This is a genomic window from Rhizomonospora bruguierae (genome assembly GCF_018397995.1).
GTDB classification, from domain to species: domain Bacteria; phylum Actinomycetota; class Actinomycetes; order Mycobacteriales; family Micromonosporaceae; genus Rhizomonospora; species Rhizomonospora bruguierae.
In genome coordinates this window covers 124,060-144,290 of sequence record NZ_BBQH01000020.1, presented here as the reverse complement: position 1 = coordinate 144,290, position 20,231 = coordinate 124,060, and the positions used below count along the sequence as shown (strand labels likewise).

Annotated in this window: 32 protein-coding genes and 1 tRNA gene; 2 read left to right on the top strand and 31 right to left on the bottom strand. The window is 71.5% G+C overall.

Annotated elements, in window-relative coordinates:
• Positions 1-38: 38 nt before the first annotated feature.
• The 28 genes from KJS59_RS11830 to KJS59_RS11695 form a co-directional block, all read right to left on the bottom strand.
• Entirely contained in the window at positions 39-752 is a 714-nt protein-coding gene (locus KJS59_RS11830; protein ID WP_213452882.1) for a VG15 protein, read from the bottom strand.
• Positions 736-2,196: a phage portal protein gene (locus KJS59_RS11825; RefSeq protein WP_213452881.1), complete on the bottom strand. Its 1,461-nt coding sequence runs from the start codon at positions 2,194-2,196 to the stop codon at positions 736-738. Before KJS59_RS11825 ends, KJS59_RS11830 begins: the two co-directional genes overlap by 17 nt.
• Positions 2,196-3,632 carry a hypothetical protein gene (locus KJS59_RS11820; RefSeq protein ID WP_213452880.1) on the bottom strand — a complete coding sequence of 479 codons (1,437 nt, stop codon included), beginning with the start codon at positions 3,630-3,632 and terminating at the stop codon, positions 2,196-2,198. Before KJS59_RS11820 ends, KJS59_RS11825 begins: the two co-directional genes overlap by 1 nt.
• A 55-nt stretch (positions 3,633-3,687) precedes the next feature.
• On the bottom strand, positions 3,688-4,059 hold the full coding sequence (locus tag KJS59_RS11815; protein ID WP_213452879.1) for a hypothetical protein: 372 nt from the start codon (positions 4,057-4,059) through the stop codon (positions 3,688-3,690).
• Positions 4,060-4,202: 143 nt separating this feature from the next.
• Entirely contained in the window at positions 4,203-4,376 is a 174-nt protein-coding gene (locus KJS59_RS11810; protein ID WP_283775770.1) for an HNH endonuclease, read from the bottom strand.
• Between the two features lie 173 nt (positions 4,377-4,549).
• On the bottom strand, positions 4,550-5,110 hold the full coding sequence (locus tag KJS59_RS11805) for a hypothetical protein (RefSeq protein ID WP_213452877.1): 561 nt from the start codon (positions 5,108-5,110) through the stop codon (positions 4,550-4,552).
• A 112-nt stretch (positions 5,111-5,222) separates the two neighbouring features.
• On the bottom strand, positions 5,223-5,492 hold the full coding sequence (locus KJS59_RS11800) for a P27 family phage terminase small subunit (RefSeq protein ID WP_213452876.1): 270 nt from the start codon (positions 5,490-5,492) through the stop codon (positions 5,223-5,225).
• Positions 5,492-6,145, bottom strand: coding sequence for a hypothetical protein (locus tag KJS59_RS11795; protein ID WP_213452875.1), 654 nt, complete (start codon positions 6,143-6,145; stop codon positions 5,492-5,494). The genes KJS59_RS11800 and KJS59_RS11795 overlap by 1 nt, the downstream gene beginning before the upstream one ends.
• A 253-nt stretch (positions 6,146-6,398) precedes the next feature.
• Positions 6,399-7,211, bottom strand: coding sequence for a DUF1922 domain-containing protein (locus KJS59_RS11790; protein ID WP_213452874.1), 813 nt, complete (start codon positions 7,209-7,211; stop codon positions 6,399-6,401).
• A gap of 56 nt (positions 7,212-7,267) precedes the next feature.
• Positions 7,268-8,059 (bottom strand): hypothetical protein, encoded by a 792-nt coding sequence (locus tag KJS59_RS11785; RefSeq protein ID WP_213452873.1) that lies wholly within the window; start codon positions 8,057-8,059, stop codon positions 7,268-7,270.
• 4 nt (positions 8,060-8,063) lie between these two features.
• Complete coding sequence (locus tag KJS59_RS11780) at positions 8,064-8,318, bottom strand: hypothetical protein (RefSeq protein WP_213452872.1); 255 nt, start codon at positions 8,316-8,318, stop codon at positions 8,064-8,066.
• The gene (locus tag KJS59_RS11775) at positions 8,318-8,686 is read right to left on the bottom strand and encodes a hypothetical protein (RefSeq protein ID WP_213452871.1); all 369 of its coding nucleotides are present in this window, start codon (positions 8,684-8,686) and stop codon (positions 8,318-8,320) included. Before KJS59_RS11775 ends, KJS59_RS11780 begins: the two co-directional genes overlap by 1 nt.
• 96 nt (positions 8,687-8,782) lie before the next feature.
• Complete coding sequence (locus tag KJS59_RS11770; protein WP_213452870.1) at positions 8,783-9,166, bottom strand: hypothetical protein; 384 nt, start codon at positions 9,164-9,166, stop codon at positions 8,783-8,785.
• Positions 9,163-9,975 (bottom strand): hypothetical protein, encoded by an 813-nt coding sequence (locus KJS59_RS11765; protein ID WP_213452869.1) that lies wholly within the window; start codon positions 9,973-9,975, stop codon positions 9,163-9,165. The genes KJS59_RS11770 and KJS59_RS11765 overlap by 4 nt, the downstream gene beginning before the upstream one ends.
• A gap of 361 nt (positions 9,976-10,336) precedes the next feature.
• Complete coding sequence (locus tag KJS59_RS11760; RefSeq protein WP_213452868.1) at positions 10,337-10,615, bottom strand: hypothetical protein; 279 nt, start codon at positions 10,613-10,615, stop codon at positions 10,337-10,339.
• Positions 10,612-10,899: a WhiB family transcriptional regulator gene (locus KJS59_RS11755; protein ID WP_213452867.1), complete on the bottom strand. Its 288-nt coding sequence runs from the start codon at positions 10,897-10,899 to the stop codon at positions 10,612-10,614. Before KJS59_RS11755 ends, KJS59_RS11760 begins: the two co-directional genes overlap by 4 nt.
• Positions 10,896-11,192: a hypothetical protein gene (locus tag KJS59_RS11750; RefSeq protein WP_213452866.1), complete on the bottom strand. Its 297-nt coding sequence runs from the start codon at positions 11,190-11,192 to the stop codon at positions 10,896-10,898. The genes KJS59_RS11755 and KJS59_RS11750 overlap by 4 nt, the downstream gene beginning before the upstream one ends.
• Positions 11,193-11,281: 89 nt before the next feature.
• Positions 11,282-11,794 carry a hypothetical protein gene (locus tag KJS59_RS11745; protein WP_213452865.1) on the bottom strand — a complete coding sequence of 171 codons (513 nt, stop codon included), beginning with the start codon at positions 11,792-11,794 and terminating at the stop codon, positions 11,282-11,284.
• Positions 11,791-12,249, bottom strand: a complete 459-nt coding sequence (locus tag KJS59_RS11740; RefSeq protein WP_213452864.1) for a RusA family crossover junction endodeoxyribonuclease — start codon at positions 12,247-12,249, stop codon at positions 11,791-11,793. The genes KJS59_RS11745 and KJS59_RS11740 overlap by 4 nt, the downstream gene beginning before the upstream one ends.
• Entirely contained in the window at positions 12,246-13,115 is an 870-nt protein-coding gene (locus KJS59_RS11735; protein WP_213452863.1) for a recombinase RecT, read from the bottom strand. The genes KJS59_RS11740 and KJS59_RS11735 overlap by 4 nt, the downstream gene beginning before the upstream one ends.
• Positions 13,105-14,118 (bottom strand): lambda-exonuclease family protein, encoded by a 1,014-nt coding sequence (locus KJS59_RS11730; protein WP_213452862.1) that lies wholly within the window; start codon positions 14,116-14,118, stop codon positions 13,105-13,107. The genes KJS59_RS11735 and KJS59_RS11730 overlap by 11 nt, the downstream gene beginning before the upstream one ends.
• The gene (locus tag KJS59_RS11725) at positions 14,115-14,498 is read right to left on the bottom strand and encodes a hypothetical protein (RefSeq protein ID WP_213452861.1); all 384 of its coding nucleotides are present in this window, start codon (positions 14,496-14,498) and stop codon (positions 14,115-14,117) included. Before KJS59_RS11725 ends, KJS59_RS11730 begins: the two co-directional genes overlap by 4 nt.
• A gap of 35 nt (positions 14,499-14,533) precedes the next feature.
• The gene (locus KJS59_RS11720; protein WP_213452860.1) at positions 14,534-14,818 is read right to left on the bottom strand and encodes a hypothetical protein; all 285 of its coding nucleotides are present in this window, start codon (positions 14,816-14,818) and stop codon (positions 14,534-14,536) included.
• Positions 14,815-15,408: a hypothetical protein gene (locus KJS59_RS11715; protein WP_213452859.1), complete on the bottom strand. Its 594-nt coding sequence runs from the start codon at positions 15,406-15,408 to the stop codon at positions 14,815-14,817. The genes KJS59_RS11720 and KJS59_RS11715 overlap by 4 nt, the downstream gene beginning before the upstream one ends.
• A complete protein-coding gene (locus KJS59_RS11710; protein WP_213452858.1) occupies positions 15,405-15,737 on the bottom strand; it encodes a hypothetical protein in 333 nt (110 codons plus the stop codon). Before KJS59_RS11710 ends, KJS59_RS11715 begins: the two co-directional genes overlap by 4 nt.
• Positions 15,734-16,378 (bottom strand): hypothetical protein, encoded by a 645-nt coding sequence (locus KJS59_RS11705; protein ID WP_213452857.1) that lies wholly within the window; start codon positions 16,376-16,378, stop codon positions 15,734-15,736. The genes KJS59_RS11710 and KJS59_RS11705 overlap by 4 nt, the downstream gene beginning before the upstream one ends.
• 146 nt (positions 16,379-16,524) lie before the next feature.
• A complete protein-coding gene (locus tag KJS59_RS11700) occupies positions 16,525-16,740 on the bottom strand; it encodes a hypothetical protein (protein WP_213452856.1) in 216 nt (71 codons plus the stop codon).
• 28 nt (positions 16,741-16,768) lie between these two features.
• A complete protein-coding gene (locus tag KJS59_RS11695; protein WP_213452855.1) occupies positions 16,769-17,104 on the bottom strand; it encodes a helix-turn-helix domain-containing protein in 336 nt (111 codons plus the stop codon).
• 24 nt (positions 17,105-17,128) lie between these two features.
• On the opposite strand from KJS59_RS11695, the gene KJS59_RS32190 reads away from it, so the two are divergent.
• Both KJS59_RS32190 and KJS59_RS11685 read left to right on the top strand, forming a co-directional pair.
• Positions 17,129-17,485 carry a helix-turn-helix domain-containing protein gene (locus KJS59_RS32190; protein ID WP_376771155.1) on the top strand — a complete coding sequence of 119 codons (357 nt, stop codon included), beginning with the start codon at positions 17,129-17,131 and terminating at the stop codon, positions 17,483-17,485.
• Positions 17,485-18,732: an acetyl-CoA C-acetyltransferase gene (locus KJS59_RS11685; protein ID WP_213452853.1), complete on the top strand. Its 1,248-nt coding sequence runs from the start codon at positions 17,485-17,487 to the stop codon at positions 18,730-18,732. The genes KJS59_RS32190 and KJS59_RS11685 overlap by 1 nt, the downstream gene beginning before the upstream one ends.
• 72 nt (positions 18,733-18,804) lie before the next feature.
• Here KJS59_RS11685 and KJS59_RS11680 read toward each other — a convergent pair whose 3' ends face one another.
• From KJS59_RS11680 to KJS59_RS11670, 3 genes are all read right to left on the bottom strand, one after another.
• Positions 18,805-19,128, bottom strand: a complete 324-nt coding sequence (locus KJS59_RS11680; RefSeq protein ID WP_213452917.1) for a hypothetical protein — start codon at positions 19,126-19,128, stop codon at positions 18,805-18,807.
• Positions 19,129-19,245: 117 nt separating this feature from the next.
• Entirely contained in the window at positions 19,246-20,013 is a 768-nt protein-coding gene (locus tag KJS59_RS11675) for a Bax inhibitor-1/YccA family protein (protein WP_213452852.1), read from the bottom strand.
• An 86-nt stretch (positions 20,014-20,099) separates the two neighbouring features.
• Positions 20,100-20,180: transfer RNA gene (locus tag KJS59_RS11670), tRNA-Leu, on the bottom strand.
• Positions 20,181-20,231 lie beyond the last annotated feature (51 nt).

The following is a 20,231-nucleotide window of genomic DNA, read 5'->3' as shown; positions in this document are numbered from 1 at the left end:
CGTGCTTGGTGATGCCAACCCGCCACCTGGGCGGGGAGTCAGTTGATGCCCAGGTCTTCGCGCATCTGGGCGGCGATGGCGCGGGGATCCCCGCCGGCCTTCGCCCGGGCCGCGTTGTACTCCTGCAACAGCGCGTCCACGTCGTACGGCTCCGACTGGCCCGGCCAGATCGGCGTCGCCACGCAGCCGCACTTGGTGTGGTAGCGGGTCATCAGCGACCCGCCGGCTTTCGCCTGCGAGTGGTACACCGCCCCCCGACTTGCGGTCAGGCGGCAGAAGGCGCAGGCGTTCGCCCGCCCGGGCACTCGCGCCCACCGCACGCCGGCCGGATCCCGTCCGGCGCTGGTCGCGATCGTCGCCCGGGCCGGCTGCAAGACGAGGCGCTGCACGCCACCAGCAAGCAGCCGCAGCACCTGTGCCGGATCGGCCTGCTCGGCGTACAGCGGACCGGCAGCCCACCGTGCGACCGCCGATGCCTGCTCGGCCGGGGCCGGCGCCGCCATCGACGCCCGGAACCGGCCCGGCGCCTGCGCCTCGGCGCGCAGCTCGTCATACCAGTCCGCGGCGATCACCGAAGCCATATCCCCGTACGCGACGACCAGATCCGCGACGTACTGCTCCATGGCCACCGTGAGCGCGTCGGGCGCCCAGCCGGACACCTGCAACCACCAGCGGTTCAGATCCGCGGTTGCCAGCGTGACGATGTCCTGCTGCGCCGCACGATGCGCGGCGACGTCAGCCGCCGTTGCCACCGGTGCCCGCCTCGAGAGCCGCCACCGCCGGATCCTGGCGGGCCGCCTGCGCCGCCGCAGCCAGCTGCTCACGCAGCCGCTGCCCGGCCTGCGCCCGCTGCTGCTCCGCCATCGCCCGCTCAATCTGCTGCCGATCCAAGCCCAACAGCTCCAGGCCGACCTCCGTGTCGGCCAGCCACGGGATCGCAGAAAGCTGCTTCGTGCCAGCGTCCGCCTGGGCTGCCCTGCTCAGGTACCGCGGGTCACGCCACTTCGTGTCAATCGTCGCCCACTTGGCGGGGATGTCCTTGGCCGCGATGCCGTTCGCCATCGCCAGAGCCCGTATCCCGGCGCGGCGCAGATACGGCGACCAGTCGTCGGTCGCGCCCTCCGCCTCCGCGATCAGTTCATGCTGAGACGCGTCGTAGGATTCCGCGCTCGTCGGGTTCGCCATATCGGTGATCGCCACCGCCGTGTCCGGCAGCGACTTCGCCCGGGCGAACATCTTCGCGAACGCGTTCAAGGCTTCCAGATGCGGCGCCGGCGATGCTGCCGGGAACTGCTTCACGTCCGCCCGGTCGAGCTGGTCGTCGCGTGCGTCATCGCCCTCACGGTCAGGGACGCCCTTGATGCGGCCCATCACGACCTGCCACGCGGCCTTCAGCGACCCGTCGGCGTTCTTGAAAATCGACTGGTCGGCGCCGAGCAGCCACAGGTCCGGGATGGCGTAGATGTCGGAGTGCGCCTCCAGTCGGATCAGCGCCCGGGTCGCCTGATCTTGCAGCTTCATGGCCTCGCGGCAGATCCGCGACGACCCGAACGGCCGGTCCAACCGCGGCTTGTACGGCAGCGGCTCAGCCGGCACACGCCAGTCGTGTTCCTGCACGTCCACCGACCAGCCGGAGGAGTCTTTCTTGGCGGTGATGGTCCGGCCATCCAGGTACAGCGCGAGCTCCGTCGGCTGGTCCTCGCCGTCGCGGGCGATGATCGACAGCAGGCTGTCCAGCCGTCTGGTGCGGCCGTTCCACTCGCCGGTGGCGTTCTTCGCGTCCCGAAAATGGATCAGCGCATCCGGCTCGCCCTCGCCGCCCTGCGTGTTCACGATGAACGCCGTCGAGTGGATCAGCGCCGAGGTCGTGCCCTGCGACACCTCGGAGCGAAGGTTGTTGCCCTCCCACACCTCACGCCACCCAAGGCTGTTCAGGTCGCCGTCGGGCCACACGAAACCGTCAAGGTTGGTGCGGCGGGCCAGGATGTCCACGGCCTTACCCGACCAGCCGAGCACGGTGCCGAGCTTCCAGTACGTCGGCGGAATCACCGACCCGACCAGCTTCGTCATGTGCTTCATGTCGTAGTACGCCGACCGGAGCTTGTTCCGCCGGGCCTTCGCGTCGAGCTGCTCCAGCAGCAGATTCAGGGTGCGGTTGTCGTCGTCAGAGACGGCCGGCAGGGTGATCGCGTCCATCAGAGCAGCACCGCCTTCCTGCCTGCGCTGTTGCTACGCCCCGCGCTGCGCATGGGCTTCTTCGGCTTGCTCATCTGCGCCCCAACCAGCGCCAGGGTGCCCGCCTGAATCGGCGTGATATCCGACTCGGCCGTCTTGCGGGACCACACCCACATGCCCGTGTCCCCGAGCGCCCGCTTCCCTGCAGGGAGCGCCGCCGAGGTGAACTGCGGCTGCCCGATATGCCAGAGCCACCCGGTCACGATCCCGTCGAGCACCCGGGCGCATCCGGCGCCCAGCTCGGCCACCTTCACCGGCGTCACCTCGATGCGCGTGCCCTTGAATCGCCACCGGCCCGGCGAGTACTGCTCCAGCAGCGCCGCAATCGGCCCCGCCACATCCGCGACCACAGCGCGGATCTGCGGATTCAGCTTCAACACCGCCTCGAGATGCGGCACCACCCACGCAACCCCGCGGCCCTTCGTGTGCTGATCCTCGTCCAGCTCCATGTGCCAGCCGCCATCGGTGCGCTGGCCGGCCAGGACCACCGATGCCCAGGCGAGATCCGGGCCGCACTCCACGCCCAGGGCGAACCGGTCCGCGGCGACCGAATGCTCGTCGAGCTGGTCCTTCCACGACTGCTTCGGGATCACGCCGGAAGACTTGGTCGCGTCCCAGATGCCCAGCCCCTCACGAAGCCACGCCTCATCCGACGCGAGGTTCTCCCGCAGCCGAAGCATCGACACAAGCGGCGTGCGGTCCGGGAACGAAGGGTTCGCCTTCTCCCACTGCTCCCGATCGTCCGGGTCCGCGTCCTCGTCGGCGGAGCACTCGATGTAGACCATGTCGCGCGAGTCGCCCGACAGGGCCTTGGCCCGCTTCAGGCTGAACGCTTCGCCCGGGTCGATCGGCCTGGGCGGGGTGCCCATGTAGAACAGGAGCGCGCCGTGCGGGTGCCGGGACTGGTTCGTCGCGGCAACCATGTCCTCGAGGGCCTTCTCCGTCAGGATCTGCGCCTCGTCGAAAACTTCGACATCGATCTCGTCGAAGCCGCGACCGAACCCGGCCTCGCGGGCGCCGAACATGATGATCGACCCGTTGCGGAACGCGATCTCCTGCTCGCCGTTGGCGGTGCGAATCCCATCGTTCCTGCCCGACGCCAGGTACGGACGCACCCGCTTCCGGCGGGCGAACGCCTGCAAGTTCCTGAACGTCATCGTTGACGTGCGCGTCCGGTGCGCCGTCCACGCAACCTTCAGGCCGGGAAACAGCACGCACAAGGCGAAGATGATCCGGCCAACGAGGAACGTTTTCGCAACCTGTCGGGGGATGGAGAGGACCACCCCGCCGACCGTGGCCGCGTAGATGCCGTCGGCGCGCTTGCCGAGGATCGCCCGGCCGGCGCCCTCCTGCCACTCGTCGAAGACGTCCCCGAACTCGCGGCACTTCTCCCGCACAGCCGGCCAGCCCGTTGACACGATGCCGGACGGCAGAACGACGTGGCGGGCTACCTCAGATAGCCTTCGCGTCGAACGCTTCGTCGGAGACCGGGCCGTCACGCTCGACCTCCTGCTGTTCCCGGGCGTCGATCGCCTCGATGTCGCGCACCACCTCAACCAGTCGCTTCGTCAGTGCGGCCAGGTCACGCGGCGGCGTGTTGCGGTCCTCAACCGCCTTCGCGATCCGGGCCCGCATCGCCACCAGCAGCTCCCGGGTGGTGCCAGCGTCGGCGGCCTCCGTCACCGTTTTCGGCTTCATCGGCGCCGCCGGCTCATCGGCGGTGACCACCCGCAGCGTCCGGGCCACTCGAATCACCCCCTCAGGGCCGGAATCGGCCCCACCCCACGCATAGATTTCCGCCTGCGCGGCCTTCTCGTCCGCCACTGCCGAGCACCGAAACGCCGAGAACGGCCGGCACTGGACGACCACAGCCCGCTAGGGACCCCGCGTGGGAAAAACCCGGAGAGAGATGCCGCCTATGCCGGGAAGGAAGGCCAGGACCGGGGCGGGGGGGCATTCCCCCTGGTCTATGTCTTGCGTTTGAGGCTGCCGCTGCGTCGCAGGATCGGTCCGCCGTCAGCGCTGTCGCTTTTCTGCCTATTGCATCGCCAATGTGCTGGCTGCGTGTTGTCGAGCGTGTCTGTGCCGCCGCGGTTGAGCGGCACGATGTGGTCGACGACGAAACTCATCGGGTGTGGCACACAACCCTCACAGCCGGCCCTCTTGCAGCGCCTGCCGTGCTCGGGCAGCACCGTCAGGGTGAAGTCGATGGGCCCCCCGCACAGTGCACATGGGGGCTTGGCTCGGGCGATGACGGCGCGGTGCCTGTCGCGGATGGTGGTGCTGCGCCTGACTGCCACAGCACCACCCCCCGCTACCCCCGGGCCGCTGTGTTGACGGCGTCGGCGAACGCCCGTGCCTTGTCGATCTTGTGGGCGGGGACCTCGGCGGTCCACTCCCAGTCGGGGCCCGTGATGGTGAGGGTCTGGGCGCCGATGCGGCCGAGCGCTCCGGCGGCGGCGGTCACCGATCCAGTGAGGACCCGGGCCGCGGTGATGCCTTTCTTCGCCTTGCCCCGCTGGAGGTCGCCGAGCTCGGCGGTGACTCCGGCGACGGGTCGGCGGTCGAACAGCCCGCGCTGGATGTGCCCCTCGTCGAGGATGAACTTGCCGAAGGTCATCGGCCCGCTGGCCGGCTCCGCCTCGGGCTTCGCTTCGGCAGGCTGGGTGCGGATGGCGTCACGTCGGGCATCAAGGTCCCGTCGGGCCTCGGCGTGCTGGGCGCGGATCTCGGCAAGGCGTTCGTCGCGGCGGGCGTTGATCTGGTCGGCGCGCTCACGGTAGTCAGCCTTGACCTGCTGCATCTGCTCCCGGGCCTCGGCCTGTTTCCGCTGCGTCTCAGCGAGCTTGGCGGCGAGTCGGTCGGATATGGACATGGGTCCGCTCCTGGTGGTCTGTGCGGTTCGGTCGCAGACCACTGTGGCATCCGGGCGCACGTCGGAGTGTCGGGTGAACGACGAAGGCGCCCGCTTGAGCCGCCCCGCGGGGTCAGGGCCGGAATCGGTCACCCCACGCCCGGACCTCGGCGTGCGCCTGCTTCTCCAAGGCGATGGCGGGATGCGGGATCGGTTGGCCTTTCGCGTCGGCGACGACGAGCCCTTCGGCGTCGATGCGGGCCTGTGCGTCGCGCATGCGGGCGACCTGGACGCAGAACGCCTCAAGGTCGGGGCCTTCGATGACTGCCGGGTCGGCGTGGGCCTGGGTGATCTCGGCCCAGACGGCCTTGGCTGCGTCGGACAGGTGCGCGGGCGCGGCCATCAGCGGGCACCCATCTTCACGCCGTGCCCCATGGCGAGCTGGGCGACGGGGAGGATCTGGTCGACGCCGTCGAGGGTGGGAAGCGCTTGGGAGCGCAGGTCGGCGGCGGGCAGCTCGGCGAACAGCTCGTCGACGATGCCGAGCATGAACGCGGCGAAGTCGGGATCGTCCGTCACCTCGATGTTCTCCAACCGCCTGTTTTCGTTCAAGTTCATCGATGTGCGGATGACGACGTGCCACGTCTCGTTAGTGATCAGAACGAATTTAGCGTGCGTGCCCAGCGTGCGGATCGCACCCGCACCGAAGAGGTCGACGATGGTGGATGCATAGTCGGGTTTGCGGGTCAGGAACGACCCGTCGATCAGCCACCGCATCGCGCGGATGCGCTGGTCGCGGAGGAACTCCGCCGACCGGGACAGGTCGGCGGAGGCTGCGGTCCACGTCGACACGACCACGTCGGCCGGGCCGGTCTTATCCAGCACCGCCTCAACCGCGTCGAAGAGCGAGAATTGTCCGAATGTGAGGCAGTAGGTTTCCGTGCCGCGGCTGAAATCGGCCAGCGCGTCACGCGCGTTGCTGACCTTCGACAGTCGGGGGCGCCGCGTCGACGCCTTGCGCGTGTGCGACTGCGCGCGACGGGTAGACTGGGCCATGTCGATCTCCTTAGTGGGTCGGCCGCACCCCGGGGCCGTTGCAGCGGTCGCCGGGGCTTATCGATATCCATCTTACCAGGTCAGGGCCCAGATCGCGCCCCTCGCGCGACCCCGAATCATGGTGGTCGCGGGCCACTGTGGCAGGTGCGTGCACCCCGAAATGTCGGGCAGACGACGAAGGCCCGCTCGTGGCGGGCCTGTCGCCGGGCACGGTCAATCTGTCCCAGACAGCGGTCACAGTAGCAGATCATGGTCACGAAGCGCGTCGGACGGGCCCCTCCTCGGCGGGTCGGCTGAGCCGGTCGAGCACCTCACCGACGCGGTAGAGCGGGGCGCCCGCCGCGTCACGTCCGCGCATGGTGATCAGCGGGACACCACCCCTGCGGCGGGTGGCCCACACCGTGATGAGGTGCCGGACCCGGCGACGGTCAGCGTCCGGGTCCAGGTACAGCGCCATGGTGGCGATCTCGGCGGGGGTGGCGAGCATCTTGGCCAGGTGCCGACGCAGGATGTCTCGACTTTTGTCGACGTCCCACCGCTGGCCGCAGTCGCGGCAGGTGGCCACGGCGGCGCCGCGGGGCGCGTAGAGCCGGGCGCCGCAGTCGCAGGCGCCGACGATGACCCGCTCGGGTGGCCGGTCGGCGATGGTGGTGACGGTGCGCTCGGCGTCCCCGAACGCCTCGAACGCCTCGAACGCCTCCTCGCGGAAACGCAGCCACTCGACGTGTCCGGTCAGCCACCGCGCCGCCACCTCCAGCGGGTCGGCTCCGGCCGGCGTCGGCAGCCCACGCTCTCCGGCGACGTGCCGGGCCCAGCCGGTCAGCTCGTTCTGGGCGGCGTCAAGCCTCGCGGTAGCGGCGAGGTTGAGCGGCAGCCGCACCTCACCACCACCACCGCCGACCCGTCCCGTCCCGCGCCGTGCCTGCCCGTGCGCCACGTCCCGGGCGTCGCCGGTGAGGTCGGCGACGATGTGGAGGCTGCGCCTGGCCCGCCCCGCGCAGTCGTGGCAGCAGACTCCGCCGGTGGGGTCGGGCCGCTGGCAGGCGGCGCAGGTCGGGTCGGACATCGGCTCTCCCTCGGATGTGGTGCGAGCGGCGGGTTGGTGGTGCGGGTGGTGGGCGGTCAGGCGGGCTTGGATGCTTCCCGTTCGGCCTGGGCCATCTCGCACACCCGGGCGTAGGTTGCCCGGTCGCGCTGGCCCTTCAAGATCGCGGCGAGTAGCCGCATCCGGTCGAGCAGCGCGGCGGTGGCCTGGAACCGCCGGTACGAGCCGCAGCGGATGCACAGCCCGTACGGCTGACCCTTGGAGTCGGCATCGCCGCAGATCGGGTCGGCGCACAGGCACATCCGGTGGGCGCGCTGGATCGCCGAGCAGTCGATGTGCAGCAGACCGGGCTCGCCCCGCCACCACCGTCCGCGCTCCCGGCTGCCGCCATTGGAGACGTTGACCGCGTCGCCCTTGCGGGACCGACCGCCGCACCACTCACAGCGGGTCAGCAGCCGCCGGCGCCAGTGCTGGAAGGGGTGGATCTGAAAGCGCCAGTGCCACGCGTGCCAGCGCCAGCCGCGTAGCACCCGGGACGTCCAGGTGCCATCAGGCTGTCGGATGCGCTCGTAGTGTTTGCAGACCTCGCCGGAGTCGTGGCCGCCGGGCTCGACGTGCCAGATCGTGATGAGCGACGGCCAGTACCAGCCCCGGCCGGCGAGAACCCAGAACGCGGAGTAGGAGCCGGGACGCCACCACGGGAACGGGTTGGACGCTTCGTGTTTGGCGCGGTCGCTGCCGCAGTGGTCGCCGCAGGTGTGGTGGTAGCGGATCTGCCAGCGGGGCTTGCCGGGCTTCGCGTCGTGCATCGTGGAGCGTTGCGGCCAGGGTTGGCGGATCTCGAAGGCAACGGCCATCGGGTCATGCATGGCGTCAGTCCTTTCGGGTGGGTTGGGTTGGTGCGGTCCCCGCGACCGCACCGGCGTCGGGCCCGTCGGCCTGGCGGATGGCCTCAGTGAGGGAGATTCGCTCAGCGGCGGGAACGGCGGGCATGTTGCGGTCGCGGCAGATCAGGACGATGGCCCAACCCCGCCCGGCGGCGATGGCACGGAATCGGCCGGCTCCGCCGAAGAGGTGGGCCAACACGGCGATGCGGCGGAGCGGGGCCGAGCAGGTGGCGATGCGCATCACGCCACCTGCTCGGCCGGCAGCGCGTCCACGGCGGCGATCAGCGCGAAGTCCTCGTCGTCGGCCCACAGGTTCGGGTGCGACGTGATCCGCTTGCGCCAGGCGATAGCGGCGGCCACAACGGCCTCTGCCGTGTCCGGGCTCCCGTCACCCTCGCCCGCCCGTCCCGGGTCGCTGGCGGCCGTCTGGGAGGGCTGGGCGGCATCCTGCGCGCGGACCCGAGTGGCGTAGCGGGTCATCGCCCGGTCGCGCTTCTCGTCGAGGTCGGTGAGGGCGTCGAGCACCAGGGGGTGCCACTCCCGCCCGCCGTGAGCGCCCCCCAACGCCTCAGAATCGCTCTCAGCGGTCGCAGTGTGCTCGGTGGTCATGGGGCTCCTTCGAGTCAGGCTCGGATCAGGTCCAGTACCGGCCTCTGGGCCCGCCGTTGCTGGCGAGCGCCACGACGACGCGGGTCAGGGTGCGGGTCACGGGGACTCCTCGGGTTGGGTGGGTGATGTCCGGCGCAGCCCTGATGCCTTCGCCAGCGGTCGGAGCACGTCACGGCAGCGGGCCAGCCCGGCGCTGATCCGCACGGCACGCGCGGGGTCAGCCTCGAACCGGCTCGGCAGCGCCAGTGCCTCGCTTCGCTCGCGGCGTTCGGCGCGCACCTTCCGCGCCAGGCGGATCACGTCAGACGGCATCAGCCAGTCACGGGTGTCGCGGTAGTGCGCGGCGACGGCGGCGAGCGCGTCGTCAACGGCGACATCCGCGAGGATCTCGTGCCAGGCAAGGATGTCGGCGTCGCCGACGGTGCGCCGGTCGAACGCGGCGGCCTTGGCGAGCACGGCGGCGGCCTCGGCGACGTTCATGCCAGCTCCCTTCGCTGCTGCTGGTCGTGGATGGCTTGGAGGCGGGCGCCAGCGTCGAGGGCCTGAGCGACGCGTTCGTCGGTTGTGGATCGGGCCGGCCCGGCGGCGGGCCGGATGCGGGAGCGGTTCTCCTGAACGCGGCGCATCCAGTTGCGCCAGGTCGCCTCCCAGTCCCGCTTGACGGCTCGCTGCCCGGTCTGGGCGCGCCAGTGGTCGATGAACATCTCGTGGTCGGTTATGCCGGCCAGTGGGGCGTTCTCCCTTGCCCACGCCTTCATGGCGTCGGTGATGGCGAATTCCTCGGGGAGCCGCGTTCCGCGGCGACCGTCGGACGACGGCGGCGAGGATTCGGAGGGGGCTACAGGGGGAGGTTTCTGATGGTCCGTAGGACCATCAGGTCGGGACGGGTCGGGACGGGTCGGGGCAGCGTTTTGCTTAGCAACACCGCTAACACTTGCTTGACGCTTGCTAGCGTTTTGCTTGGCTCTCGCCAGACCCCCCCGACGGCCGGCTTCGGCCCGCTTCGCGCGGAGATTCCGCACGTCATCGGCGGTTGGTTGGTACTCCCGCCAGTCGTGGAACTGGTAGCCGCCATTCGTTCGCCTCCACAACCCGCGGCGCACCAACTCCCTGACCGCCGTCTCGTGGTCGTCGCAGAGGCGGGCGGGCAGCCCGGCCGGCACGAACCCGTCAGTGAGGTTGCGTGCGGACCAGGTGCCGGCGCGCGTCCACAACGCCACGGCGGCGTCAGGTGCGTCGAAAACCTTGGGATGGTCGTAGAACGAATCGTCGACCTTGAACCACGTCATCGGGCGGGTCGCTCCTTGCCTCGCTGCTCTGTGTCGTGCGCGCGTCTCGCGCAGCACCGTGTGGGCATGTCCGCGGCGTCCGGCCGCCCCCGCCACCGATACGTGCCCCGGCACGCCTGGCCGAGGACGCACACGCACGGGTACCGGCGGGCGGTGCTGGTGCCAGCGATCAGCCACCGTCCGGACCCCGGCGTCGGCTTGGTGGTCACGCCCCAACCGCCGTGCTCCGTGACCCAGTGGGCCTCCAGCTCCCCAGTCGCGACGTCGACAGGGCCGTACTCGCCGGTGGCGGTAACGGGCTGCCAGGTGTGCGCCCAGCAGCCCGGGTCGCCGCACCGCCACCGCGGCGTGCGGGACGGCTTCATGCGGCACCGGGCGTGGCCGCCTGCTGGCAGTCCGCGCACGGGGTCCGGTCGCAGTGCTGATGCCGCAGCGGCGGGATGCCGCGGGCCCAGGCGGTCAGCTGACGCCACGACCGGTCGGTGGGGACGGCGGCGGCGAGCACGAACAGCAGCCGCCACCAATCCGCCGCGTCGGGCAGCTGGGCGGCGAGCCAGCGGGCGTTGGCGTCCGGGTCGTCGTCGCGGACCCGGCCGGCGAGTTGCTGGGCGACGCGCTCCAGCTCCGTGACGGTGGTCATCGCGCACCCCGGCGACGGATGTTGCGACGCTGCTGCGGATTGAGACCACCCCACACGCCCCACTCCTGTCCGGTCCGCAACGCCCAGTCGAGGCAGGGTCGCCAGACGGGGCAGGCGGCGCAGATGGCCTTCGCGCGGGCGTCCCAAGCCGGTCCGGCGCCGCTACCGTCCGGTGGGAAGAAGATCCCCGGGTCGCTGTCGCGGCAGGCCCGGGTCGGGTCGGCGGCGACGGGTGGTGTGTCGCGGTAGTGCGCGGTGACGTTGGGCTGGTGCTGCCTGGTCACCGGGCACCGCCCTTCCGGGGCCGGCCAGTCGGCGGAACAAGACCCGCCTCACGCCGGCAGTCGAGGCACATGCCCTGACTCTTGGCCGGGTTGCGGATCTGCGCCCCGCACACCTCGCACGGCAACGGGCCGAGGCCCAACATCGGCAGCAGGTCCGTGTGCCCACGCCGGGTCAACCACCGGGCGGCGTCGGCGTCCCGCTCGGCGCGGGCCCGCCGCTCCGCGTCGGTGGTCGGCACCGGCACCCGTAGCGTCTCCGGGCTGTGCTCGATCGCGCTGACGGCGGCGCTCATCGGGCGTCACCGCCCGGGGCCCCGACCGGCGGCGGAGCGCCCTCAGCGCCGCCGGTCGGGGAGTCCCACATGGGCTGTCGGGTCACCGGTCAGCCCTCGCCCGACTCGCCGCCGTCGGGGCTGAGCACCATCTCCAGGCCGGTCGCGACCGCGTCCAGCTCGTGCCGGATCTCCGACGTGGCCAGGTTCGGCACGCCCAGGGCACGGCGGGCGTAGGACGCCCAGTGTGCGACGGCGGTCCGCCGCCGCGCCGCCTCGACGGCGTGCAGGAGACCGCTGGTGAGCTTGATGGTCCGCTCGGACAGCTCGATGTCGCCGTCCTCGCCGAGGGTGCCTTGGGCGGAGCGGTGCAGGTAGAGCGCCTCCATCGCCTGCCGGAGCGAGTCCTCCTGCTCGGGGTTGGCGACCTCCAGGTGGACGACGCGCAGCTTGACCGTGGGCTCCTTGTCCTCGTCCGGCGCCGGCTGGGTGCGCTCCACGTGCGCCAGTTCGCAGACGCCGACGATCCGGACCCCGGGCCGCGCGTAGAGCCTCTGGGCGTGCCGCTCCAGGGCCAGCGCCGCGTTCGTGGCGGGTTTCGTGTCGAGCTTGATGACGGTCACTGCTGCTGGTCTCCGATCAGGATGGGCTGGCCCGACATGGGGCTGGGCAGGCCAGCGGGGGACACGGTGATGTGCGCGCCGGGGGCGAGCAGCGTCCACCGCTTCGCGACAGCCAGGTCGACCACCTGGCTGTCGTTGCGGACGACCCCGGCGTCCTGGAGCGCGTCGAGGACGTTGCGGGCGTGCTTGTCGACGTCGCCGGTGTTGCCGCCGGACGGGTAACGCAGGTCCTTCGGCCGGGCCGGCTTCGGCAGCTCCAGCACGATCGCCACCCGCACAGCACCCAGGTGCGGGGCGCCCCCACCCCACGCGGCGTGCGCGGCGGCGACCACCGACGCCCGCCAGTCCGGCGAGCCGGCGAGCTGCTCAACCATCCGTCCGTGGCCGACGTGCCGCAGCGACCCCTTCGGCTTGGGCGTGCCGGGGACGTGGATCTGAAGGAGGGTCGCGGTCACGGCTGGCCGCCGCCCGGCTGGGCCGTCTCGGGCCAGTCCCCCTCGCCCACCGGTGGGTCTTCAACGTCGACCACATCCCCGTCGACGTAGTCCGTCTGCGCGGTCGCAGCCCCGGCCGGCGCCGACGGCGCGGACGCCACCCGCTGCGCCTCCGCCGCCGCGCGTAGCTGCTCCCGCCGGAACTCCGCGCTGGTGGGAACCCACTTCTGGAGCTGCCGCACCGCCGACTTGAGCCACATCGCCGCCTCGTGATTGACCCACGGCGAGTACTCGGACTTCGCGCCCTGCGATGACTTCTTGATCCGCTCGATGTCCGCCGCGTTCAGCACGACCACCTTGGACGTGCCGCCCTCCTTCATCCGCGCGTAGGCGTAGACCAGGCGCAGCGGTCCGCGGTCCTCGGCGTCCCAGTCGATCTCGTGGTAGGGCACCTCGTCCCGGCCGGGCTGGTAGCTGAACGCGTCACCCCGGTGCACCACTTCGGCTATGACGGACTGGACGGCGCCGGCCCGGTACATCAGCTCGATGTGGCCCTGGTAGCCGGTGATGCCGAGGATTTCCAGCCGGCCGGTGACCTTGCGCGGAGTGAGGTAGTACTGCTCCGTCCCCGGCTCCAGTCCGAGCCGGGCAGCGTCGAGCAGGGCGGCGAGGAACACGCCGGGGTTGTTCGCGGCGGCGATCTCCAGCTCGAACCGGTCGCCCTGCTTCTTGCCGCGCCGCAGGGCGCCCTGGGCGAGCCGAACCCAGGTCTCCGCCTTGACGTGCGACGGGAGCACCTGGGCGAAGCTGGCCGAGTACTGCTTGATGAGCCCGGCGGGGGTGTTGTCACGCTGGGCGACGGCGTTGCTCACGGTCTCAGCCGGCATAGGTCTTCGATCTCCCTGGGTTGAGCCGGTCCACGACCGGCCAGTCGGTCTCGATCGCGGTCAGCTCGGCGGCGTCGCCCGACTGGTCGTAGACCGACCGGGAGGCGACGAGCTTGCCGTTGCAGACCGCGCGGGTCTTGGCGCCGAGGGCGGCGCGGATGCGCGTCTCGTAGCCGTCGGCCACCGCCTCGACGCGGGCGCGGAGGGCGCGGGCGCGACGGTAGCCCTCGGCCAGGGCGACGGGCACCTCGACGTCGCCGGCCTCCAGCGACGGGTGCAGCGCCTTCAGCGCCTGCCCGGTGGCCGGGTGGTCGTCCACGTCCGGCGCCTCACCGGAGGCGAGCCGGGCCATGAATCGCTCCCCGGCGGCGCGCAGGAGGCGCAGGTCCCGCTCGTCACGGCGCACGACGTAGGCGCGGAACCCGCCGGGGCCGAGGACGGCGACGTGGCCCTCGTCGACGCCGAGGACGTCGATCTGCCAGAGGACCTGGCAGCGGTAGTAGACGGGGATGTCGTCGGTGCCGTCGTCGCCCCAGCCGTCCCACCGCCCGGTCCACTTGCACTCCAGCACGGCGCACGGCGGGCCGCCGTGCCCGGCGTTGAGGCAGTCGGCGCAGTTGCCGTACAGGCCGCAGACGCACCCGGCGGCGCAGCACGCGCAGGTGGGGTGCACCAGCCGGTCGGGGGTGGCGAGCTGCCACGGCCGCTCCGGGTGGGCGTACAGCCCGGCGTACGCGACGGCGAGGTTCTCCAGCGGGTCCTGCGTCTCCGCCCACCAGTCCGCGACGGCGGCTTCGAGGCGGTGCCCGTTGGTCATGTCCTCGGTCTGTTCGACCTTCCACCCGTTCGTCTTGCGCCAGTGCAGGCTGAACGCGGACTCCCATGGGGACAGTCCGACGACGGCGGCGATCTCCGACGCGGACAGTCCGGCGCGGCGCAGCTCGTGCCAGCGCGGGTTATCCGGCCGGGCCCCGGTCGGCGGCAGCAGTTCGACGGCTGTCACGCCGCCTCACCGCCAGCCGGCCACCACGCGGCATGCATGGCCTCCAGCTCCGCCCACACCGCGTCGTCGGCCAGGTCGGCGGCCACGATCCGCTCCCACGCCGGCCGGCTGATGCGGCCCACGATCGCGTCGAGATCGCAGCCGGCATGCGCCGGGCAGCCCCACGCCGGAGGCTCGGCGACGGACTCGTGGGCGGCGAACCCACACAGCATCCAGTGACCCCCATCGCCATCGGGCACGGACATGTGCACCAGCGGCTCGCTGGCCATGTGCAGGACGGTGAGGACGATCGAGCCCCGGCTGTCGCCGACGGTCCACCGCTTGAGCAGGTTGCCGCCGTCGGTGGGCTCGGTGGTGATGTCGCGGGTCAAGGTGCTCACGGGGATCTCCTCGGGACTGGCCGGGGCGCTGGGCGTCATGACACGGCCGCCATCTGCTGCGTGTCGCCCAGCTCCCGCATCAGCGCGTCGGCCTCATGCACGGGACGCACCGTCCACTCGGATGGGCGGTCGACTCCACCCCACGCGTCGGCGGGGATGATCCCGAGTGTGCGGTCGTGGTCGCAGCTGGCTAGGACCTGGCTGGCGGGGCGCGGGTGGTGGCGCATCCGGCCACCCTGCGGGCGGAGCGGGTAGGCGCCAGCGAGCAGCAGGGCGGCGGGGAAGACGGTGGCGAGCAGCGGCGGGAACAGTGTGGTCATCGGGGCACATCCGTCGGGTTGATCATGGTGTGGAACAGTTCGATCGCGGAGGTCTGGAGCTGCTCGACGGTCGGTCGCAGCACGGCCCTGGCGGCGGCCCAGGCGGCGGCCCAGGCGGCGGCCCAGGCGGCGTCCCTGGCGGCGGCCCCGGCGGCGGCCCCGGCGGCGGCCGCCTTCGTGCGTGCCTCGCGGACGATCGGGCCGGCGGCCTGCGCGGCGGTCAGGTCCACGATGCGGCGCAGATCCCGCAGCGCCCGGGCCTCATCGGCCAGCCCGGCCAGGTCCAGCCACGCCGGCGCGTAGGTGCGGATCAGCCAGTCCAGGGCCAAGTAGCCGCGGGCCTCGTCGTGGCCGTCGTCGCGGGTGCCGACCAGGGAGGGGATCAGCGGCACCAGCTGCTGCCGCTTGTCGTGGGGCAGCACGTCATTGAGACGCTGCCCAAAATTGGTCAGGACGGGGGATGCGCACTTGGGGCTGTCGGTGTGATGCTCACCAGCCCACCAGGCGACGGCTTCCATGAGGCATGTGCCCTGGTCGCGGTCGGTGTGGCCGCCCTTGGCGAGGGTGATCGCGTTGAGGTCAATGGTCATCGGGACTGCGCCTCCTGAGTGGTGTCGGGTGGGGTGGTCTGGTCGCGCAGCCAACCCTCGGTTTCCCGGGCGAGTGCCCGGCCGGCGTCCGCGATCAGCGCCAGCTCGGTCAGGCAGCCGTGGCAGCCGCACGCCTCCATGTCCACCGGCTCACCGCCGGTGACCAGGTCGTGGTCGGGGACGAGGATCGCGGCCGCCACCCGCTGCCGCGCCTCGGTCCGGGCAGCCGCGGCGTCAGCGCGGCGCCGCCCGGCGGTCGCCCCGACCCCGAACCCCAAGGCCAGCAGCCCGAGGGCGAGCCACGCGACGGCGATGATGATGGGAGTCACCGCGCACCGCCGCTCTCGCGCTCCCGCTGGAGCACCATCCACGCCTCGGCCTCCAGGGCCTGGCTGTCCGGGCGCGGGTCGGACACCATGTCGGCCTCGTCATCGACCGGCGCCGGCTCGGGCATCGACTCCATCGCCTGCACACACACCTCGACGCCGCCGAACACGAACCCTCCGGGGCGGGGGCCGATAGTTGGGATGTCTCCGGCGACGCCGCCGCCGGAGACGACGGTGCCGAACGCCTCCGCCCACGCCGCGACCGTCGCGCGCCGGTCCATGACGAAGGTGACGCTCGGCGTCACGCGCCGGTCGATCGGCAACCCGTCGACCGCGATCTTGTCCGCCAGCGTCCGGAGGCCGTCGACGATCCGCGACCGGGCCCGCGCCTCGATCTCCGCGTCGCCGGCCAGGCCGACCGGGGTGGCGCTGGCGACGCGGAGGATCTTGCCGCCCGCGACCACGGTGACCACCGTGTCGCCGCTGCCGGTCGGCTTGACGTGCCGCACCTCGTGCACCTGATCCCGCCACATCCCGCCGAACCGGTCGGTCAGGATGTGGTCGCCGGGACGCAGCTCAGAGACGAGCTTGTATGCCCGCTCGGCGTCCAGCTCGCTCTGGTTGGTGACGGTAATCTTGGTCATCTCGGACCAGTCCTCTCCGATTGATGGGTCCGGGGTCGCGGGTCGCCGGGGGTGGCGACCCGCGGCGCTGTCTAGGGGTCAGTCGCGGTCGCTGCTGGACCACGCCACGAGCAGGGCCACAACGACGAGCAGGAAAAACGCGGCCGTCACTGCGCCGCCTCCCGCTCCCACGCGAGCCGGTCCCGCTCCGCGATCAGGTCGTGCAAGAGGGACTCCTGCGGGGTCGCGTCGCGGTGCCACGTGGTGTGCGGCCCGGTCGGTGGGGCGGGCAGGTCCGCGATCGCACCAGCCAGACCGACCGCGAGCAGCCCAGCCAGGGCCACACCACGGGCGTAGGCCAAAAAGCGGTCAAGGGCGGTCATGCCGCGCCATCTTTGACGTCGGCGGCCATCACGCGGCTTCGCTCTCAGAGAGCGCCCGCTTGGTCGGCGGCGGCGGAGGGGGAGGCGGCGGGGGCGTGACTGGCCGCGTGGGGGTCGGCCGGGTAGGGGTCGGATGCGTCTTGCTCGCCTCGGGGCCGGCCAGGAAGCGGGTCACCGGCACGCCCAAGAACTCGGCGACCTGGATCAGCTCGGTCACGCGCCAGTCGACCGTGCCGAGCATCCGGTCGGACACCTGCGGCTGTGAGACGCCCAGGACGTCGGCCAGCTTGGCCTGTGTCACTCGCTGACGCCCCATCTCAGCCCGAAGCTCAGCCGCTATGTCGGCAGGGGACGGGTTGCTCATGGATGGGACTGTCTCATTCTGAGGATGAGACTGTCAAGTAGGGGAGGAAGGACATGGATAGGGGTTGACGGTATAGGCTCAGGCCATAACACTGTCCTTATGGCAGTGATACGCACCGACCGGGCCGCGAGCCTCTCGGCCGACACCGCAGCCGAGATCAGGGCATGGATGGGCCGCCTCTCCGTGAGGCAATCCGAGCTCGCCAGGCGGCTGGGCGAGACTGATCAGTGGCTCTCAATGAGGCTGCGGGGAAACACCCCGATCGACCTGGACGAGTTGTCGCGCATCGCTGACGCCCTAGGGGTACTCGTTAAGGACTTGCTGCCGTCACGCGCGATGAGTCGCGTTACCCCGGACGCGAGTGGGGATACTGTTCGGTAATGCCGGAAGCCGTCATCGTCGCCACCGCCCGCTCCCCCATCGGCCGCGCGGTCAAGGGTTCGCTGCGCGACCTGCGCCCCGACGACCTCGCCGCCACCATCGTCCGGGCCGCCCTGGACAAGGTCCCCCAACTCGACCCCACCCTGATCGACGACCTGTACCTCGGCTGCGGCCTGCCCGGCGGTGAGCAGGGCTTCAACATGGGCCGGGTGGTCGCCACCCTGCTCGGCCTGGACAAACTCCCGGCCGCCACCGTCACCCGGTACTGCGCCTCGTCGCTGCAGACCACCCGGATGGCCTTCCACGCCATCAAGGCCGGCGAGGGCGACGTGTTCGTCTCCGCCGGCGTCGAGACGGTCTCCCGCTACTTCCGCGGCAACTCCGACGGCCTGCCCAAGGAGGCGGCCGCCCTGCTCGGCGGCGGCTGGGAGAACCCCCGCTTCGCCGAGGCCCGCGAGCGCACCGCGACCGCGGCGCAGGGCGGCGGGCCCGCCTGGCACGACCCCCGCGCGGACGGCGACCTGCCCAACATCTACCTGGCCATGGGCCAGACCGCCGAGAACCTCGCCCAGGCCGAGAACGTCACCCGCGCGGAGATGGACGAGTTCGGCGTGCGCAGCCAGAACCTCGCCGAGAAGGCCATCGCGGACGGCTTCTGGGCCCGCGAGATCACCCCGGTCACGCTGCCCGACGGCACCGTGGTCAGCACCGACGACGGCCCCCGCCCCGGCGTCACCCGCGAGGCGGTGGCCGCCCTCAAGCCCGTCTTCCGCCCCGACGGCCGGGTCACCGCCGGCAACTGCTGCCCGCTCAACGACGGTGCCGCCGCGGTCGTCATCATGAGCGACACCAAGGCCCGGGACCTCGGCATCACCCCGCTGGCCCGGATCGTCTCTACCGGCGTGACGGCCCTCTCCCCGGAGATCATGGGACTCGGTCCGGTCGAGGCGTCCCGGCAGGCCCTGCGCCGCGCCGGCATGACCATCGACGACGTCGACCTCGTCGAGATCAACGAGGCGTTCGCGGCCCAGGTCATCCCGTCGTACCGCCACCTCGGCATCCCGATCGGGAAGCTCAACGTGCACGGCGGCGCGATCGCCGTCGGGCACCCGTTCGGCATGACCGGCGCCCGCATCACCGGCACCCTGCTCAACGGCCTGGACCGGCGCGACTCGACCGTCGGCCTGGAGACCATGTGCGTCGGCGGCGGCCAGGGCATGGCCATGATCGTCGAGCGGCTGTCCTGACCGGCCGCCCCGCGCGCCGATCAACCCGCCTTATCCCCGCCACCAGTCCGAGATCGCGGGGGCCCGGAACGGTCAGAGGTGGTGGGCGGTTTCGGTGATGGCGGCGACCGCCTCGGACAGCAGCGGCGGCGCGGGGTTCGCCGCGGCGAGGTCCGCGGAGACCACCCGGAACTGGTCCGGCAGGACGCGGTCGTTATCGAGGCGGGGTACCGGGCGGCGGTCGATGCCTTCCGCGTCGGCGGCGTGGTCGGCGATCCGCTGGACGAGCGCGTGCATGAGGTCGGCGCGCGAGGCGGACCCGCCGTCGCGGGCGGGCACGGGGCCGGACCATCGGGGCGGCTCCCAGTGGCCGACGCGGCGCACGAGGCGGTCGACGGCACGGGTCAGGTCGGCCATGGATACCACGCCGGGGAGGGTACCCCCGGGCGGCCCGGTGCGCGCCGGAGACGGCGACGCCCGCCACCGCGGTGCGCGGTGACGGGCGATCCGGTGCGGTTCCGGTGCCTCGCGGCGCTATTCGCGCAGGTAGCCGAGGAGGCGGAGGATCTCCAGGTAGAGCCAGACGAGGCTGAGCACGATGCCGAACGAGACGTACCAGGCGTAGCGCTCTGGCATGCCGTAGCGGACGGCCTGCTCCACCTCGGCGAAGCTGAGCACGAAGCTGAGCGAGGCGACGACGATGCAGACCAGGCTGAACCCGATCGCGAGCGGGCCGCCGCTGCGCAGGCCGCTGTCGATGTGGAAGAACCAGAGCACCAGGTTGACCAGCATGAGGGCGGCGCAGCCGATCATCGCGGCGATGACGCCTCGGACGAAGCGCGGCGTGGCCCGGATGGCGCGGACCTTGTAGAGGGCGGCCATCACGAAGAACACGCCGAAGGTGCCGCCCACGGCCTGGAGCACGATGCCGGGGTACCGGCTCTCGAACAGTTGGCTCCACGCGCCCATGAAGACGCCCTCGGCGACGGCGTAGGCGCCGATCACGAACGGGTTGGTGATCCGCGAGAACGCGATGACCAGCCCGAGGATGAGGCCCGGCACGCTACCCACGACGGCGGCGGCGAGGCTGAGTTCGACGGGGACGACCGCCCAGGTGGCGGCGCCGACGACGCCGATGATGGCGAGCATGGCGACGGTGCGGACGACAACGTCGTCCACGGTCATGGTGCGCACGGTGGGTGGCGCCGCGTACCCGCCCGCGGCCGGGTAGCCGGACCCGGCGACGCGCTCCCGCGCGGCCGCCTGACCCAGTCGGGTGAGGACCGGGTTGGACGTTCTCACTAAGGCCTCCCTCGCAGATGGTGAGACCCAGGGTAGACGCCGGAGGCCGTCGGTGGTATCCACTGAAAAGCGACGAACTGGATCGGTGCCCGGGGCGGGGATCGAACCCGCACGCCTCTCGGCAGCCGCTTTTAAGGCGGCCGTGTCTGCCGTTCCACCACCCGGGCAAGCTCGCGACCTGGGCAGTCGCGCCATGTCACGGTAACCGGTAGATCGCG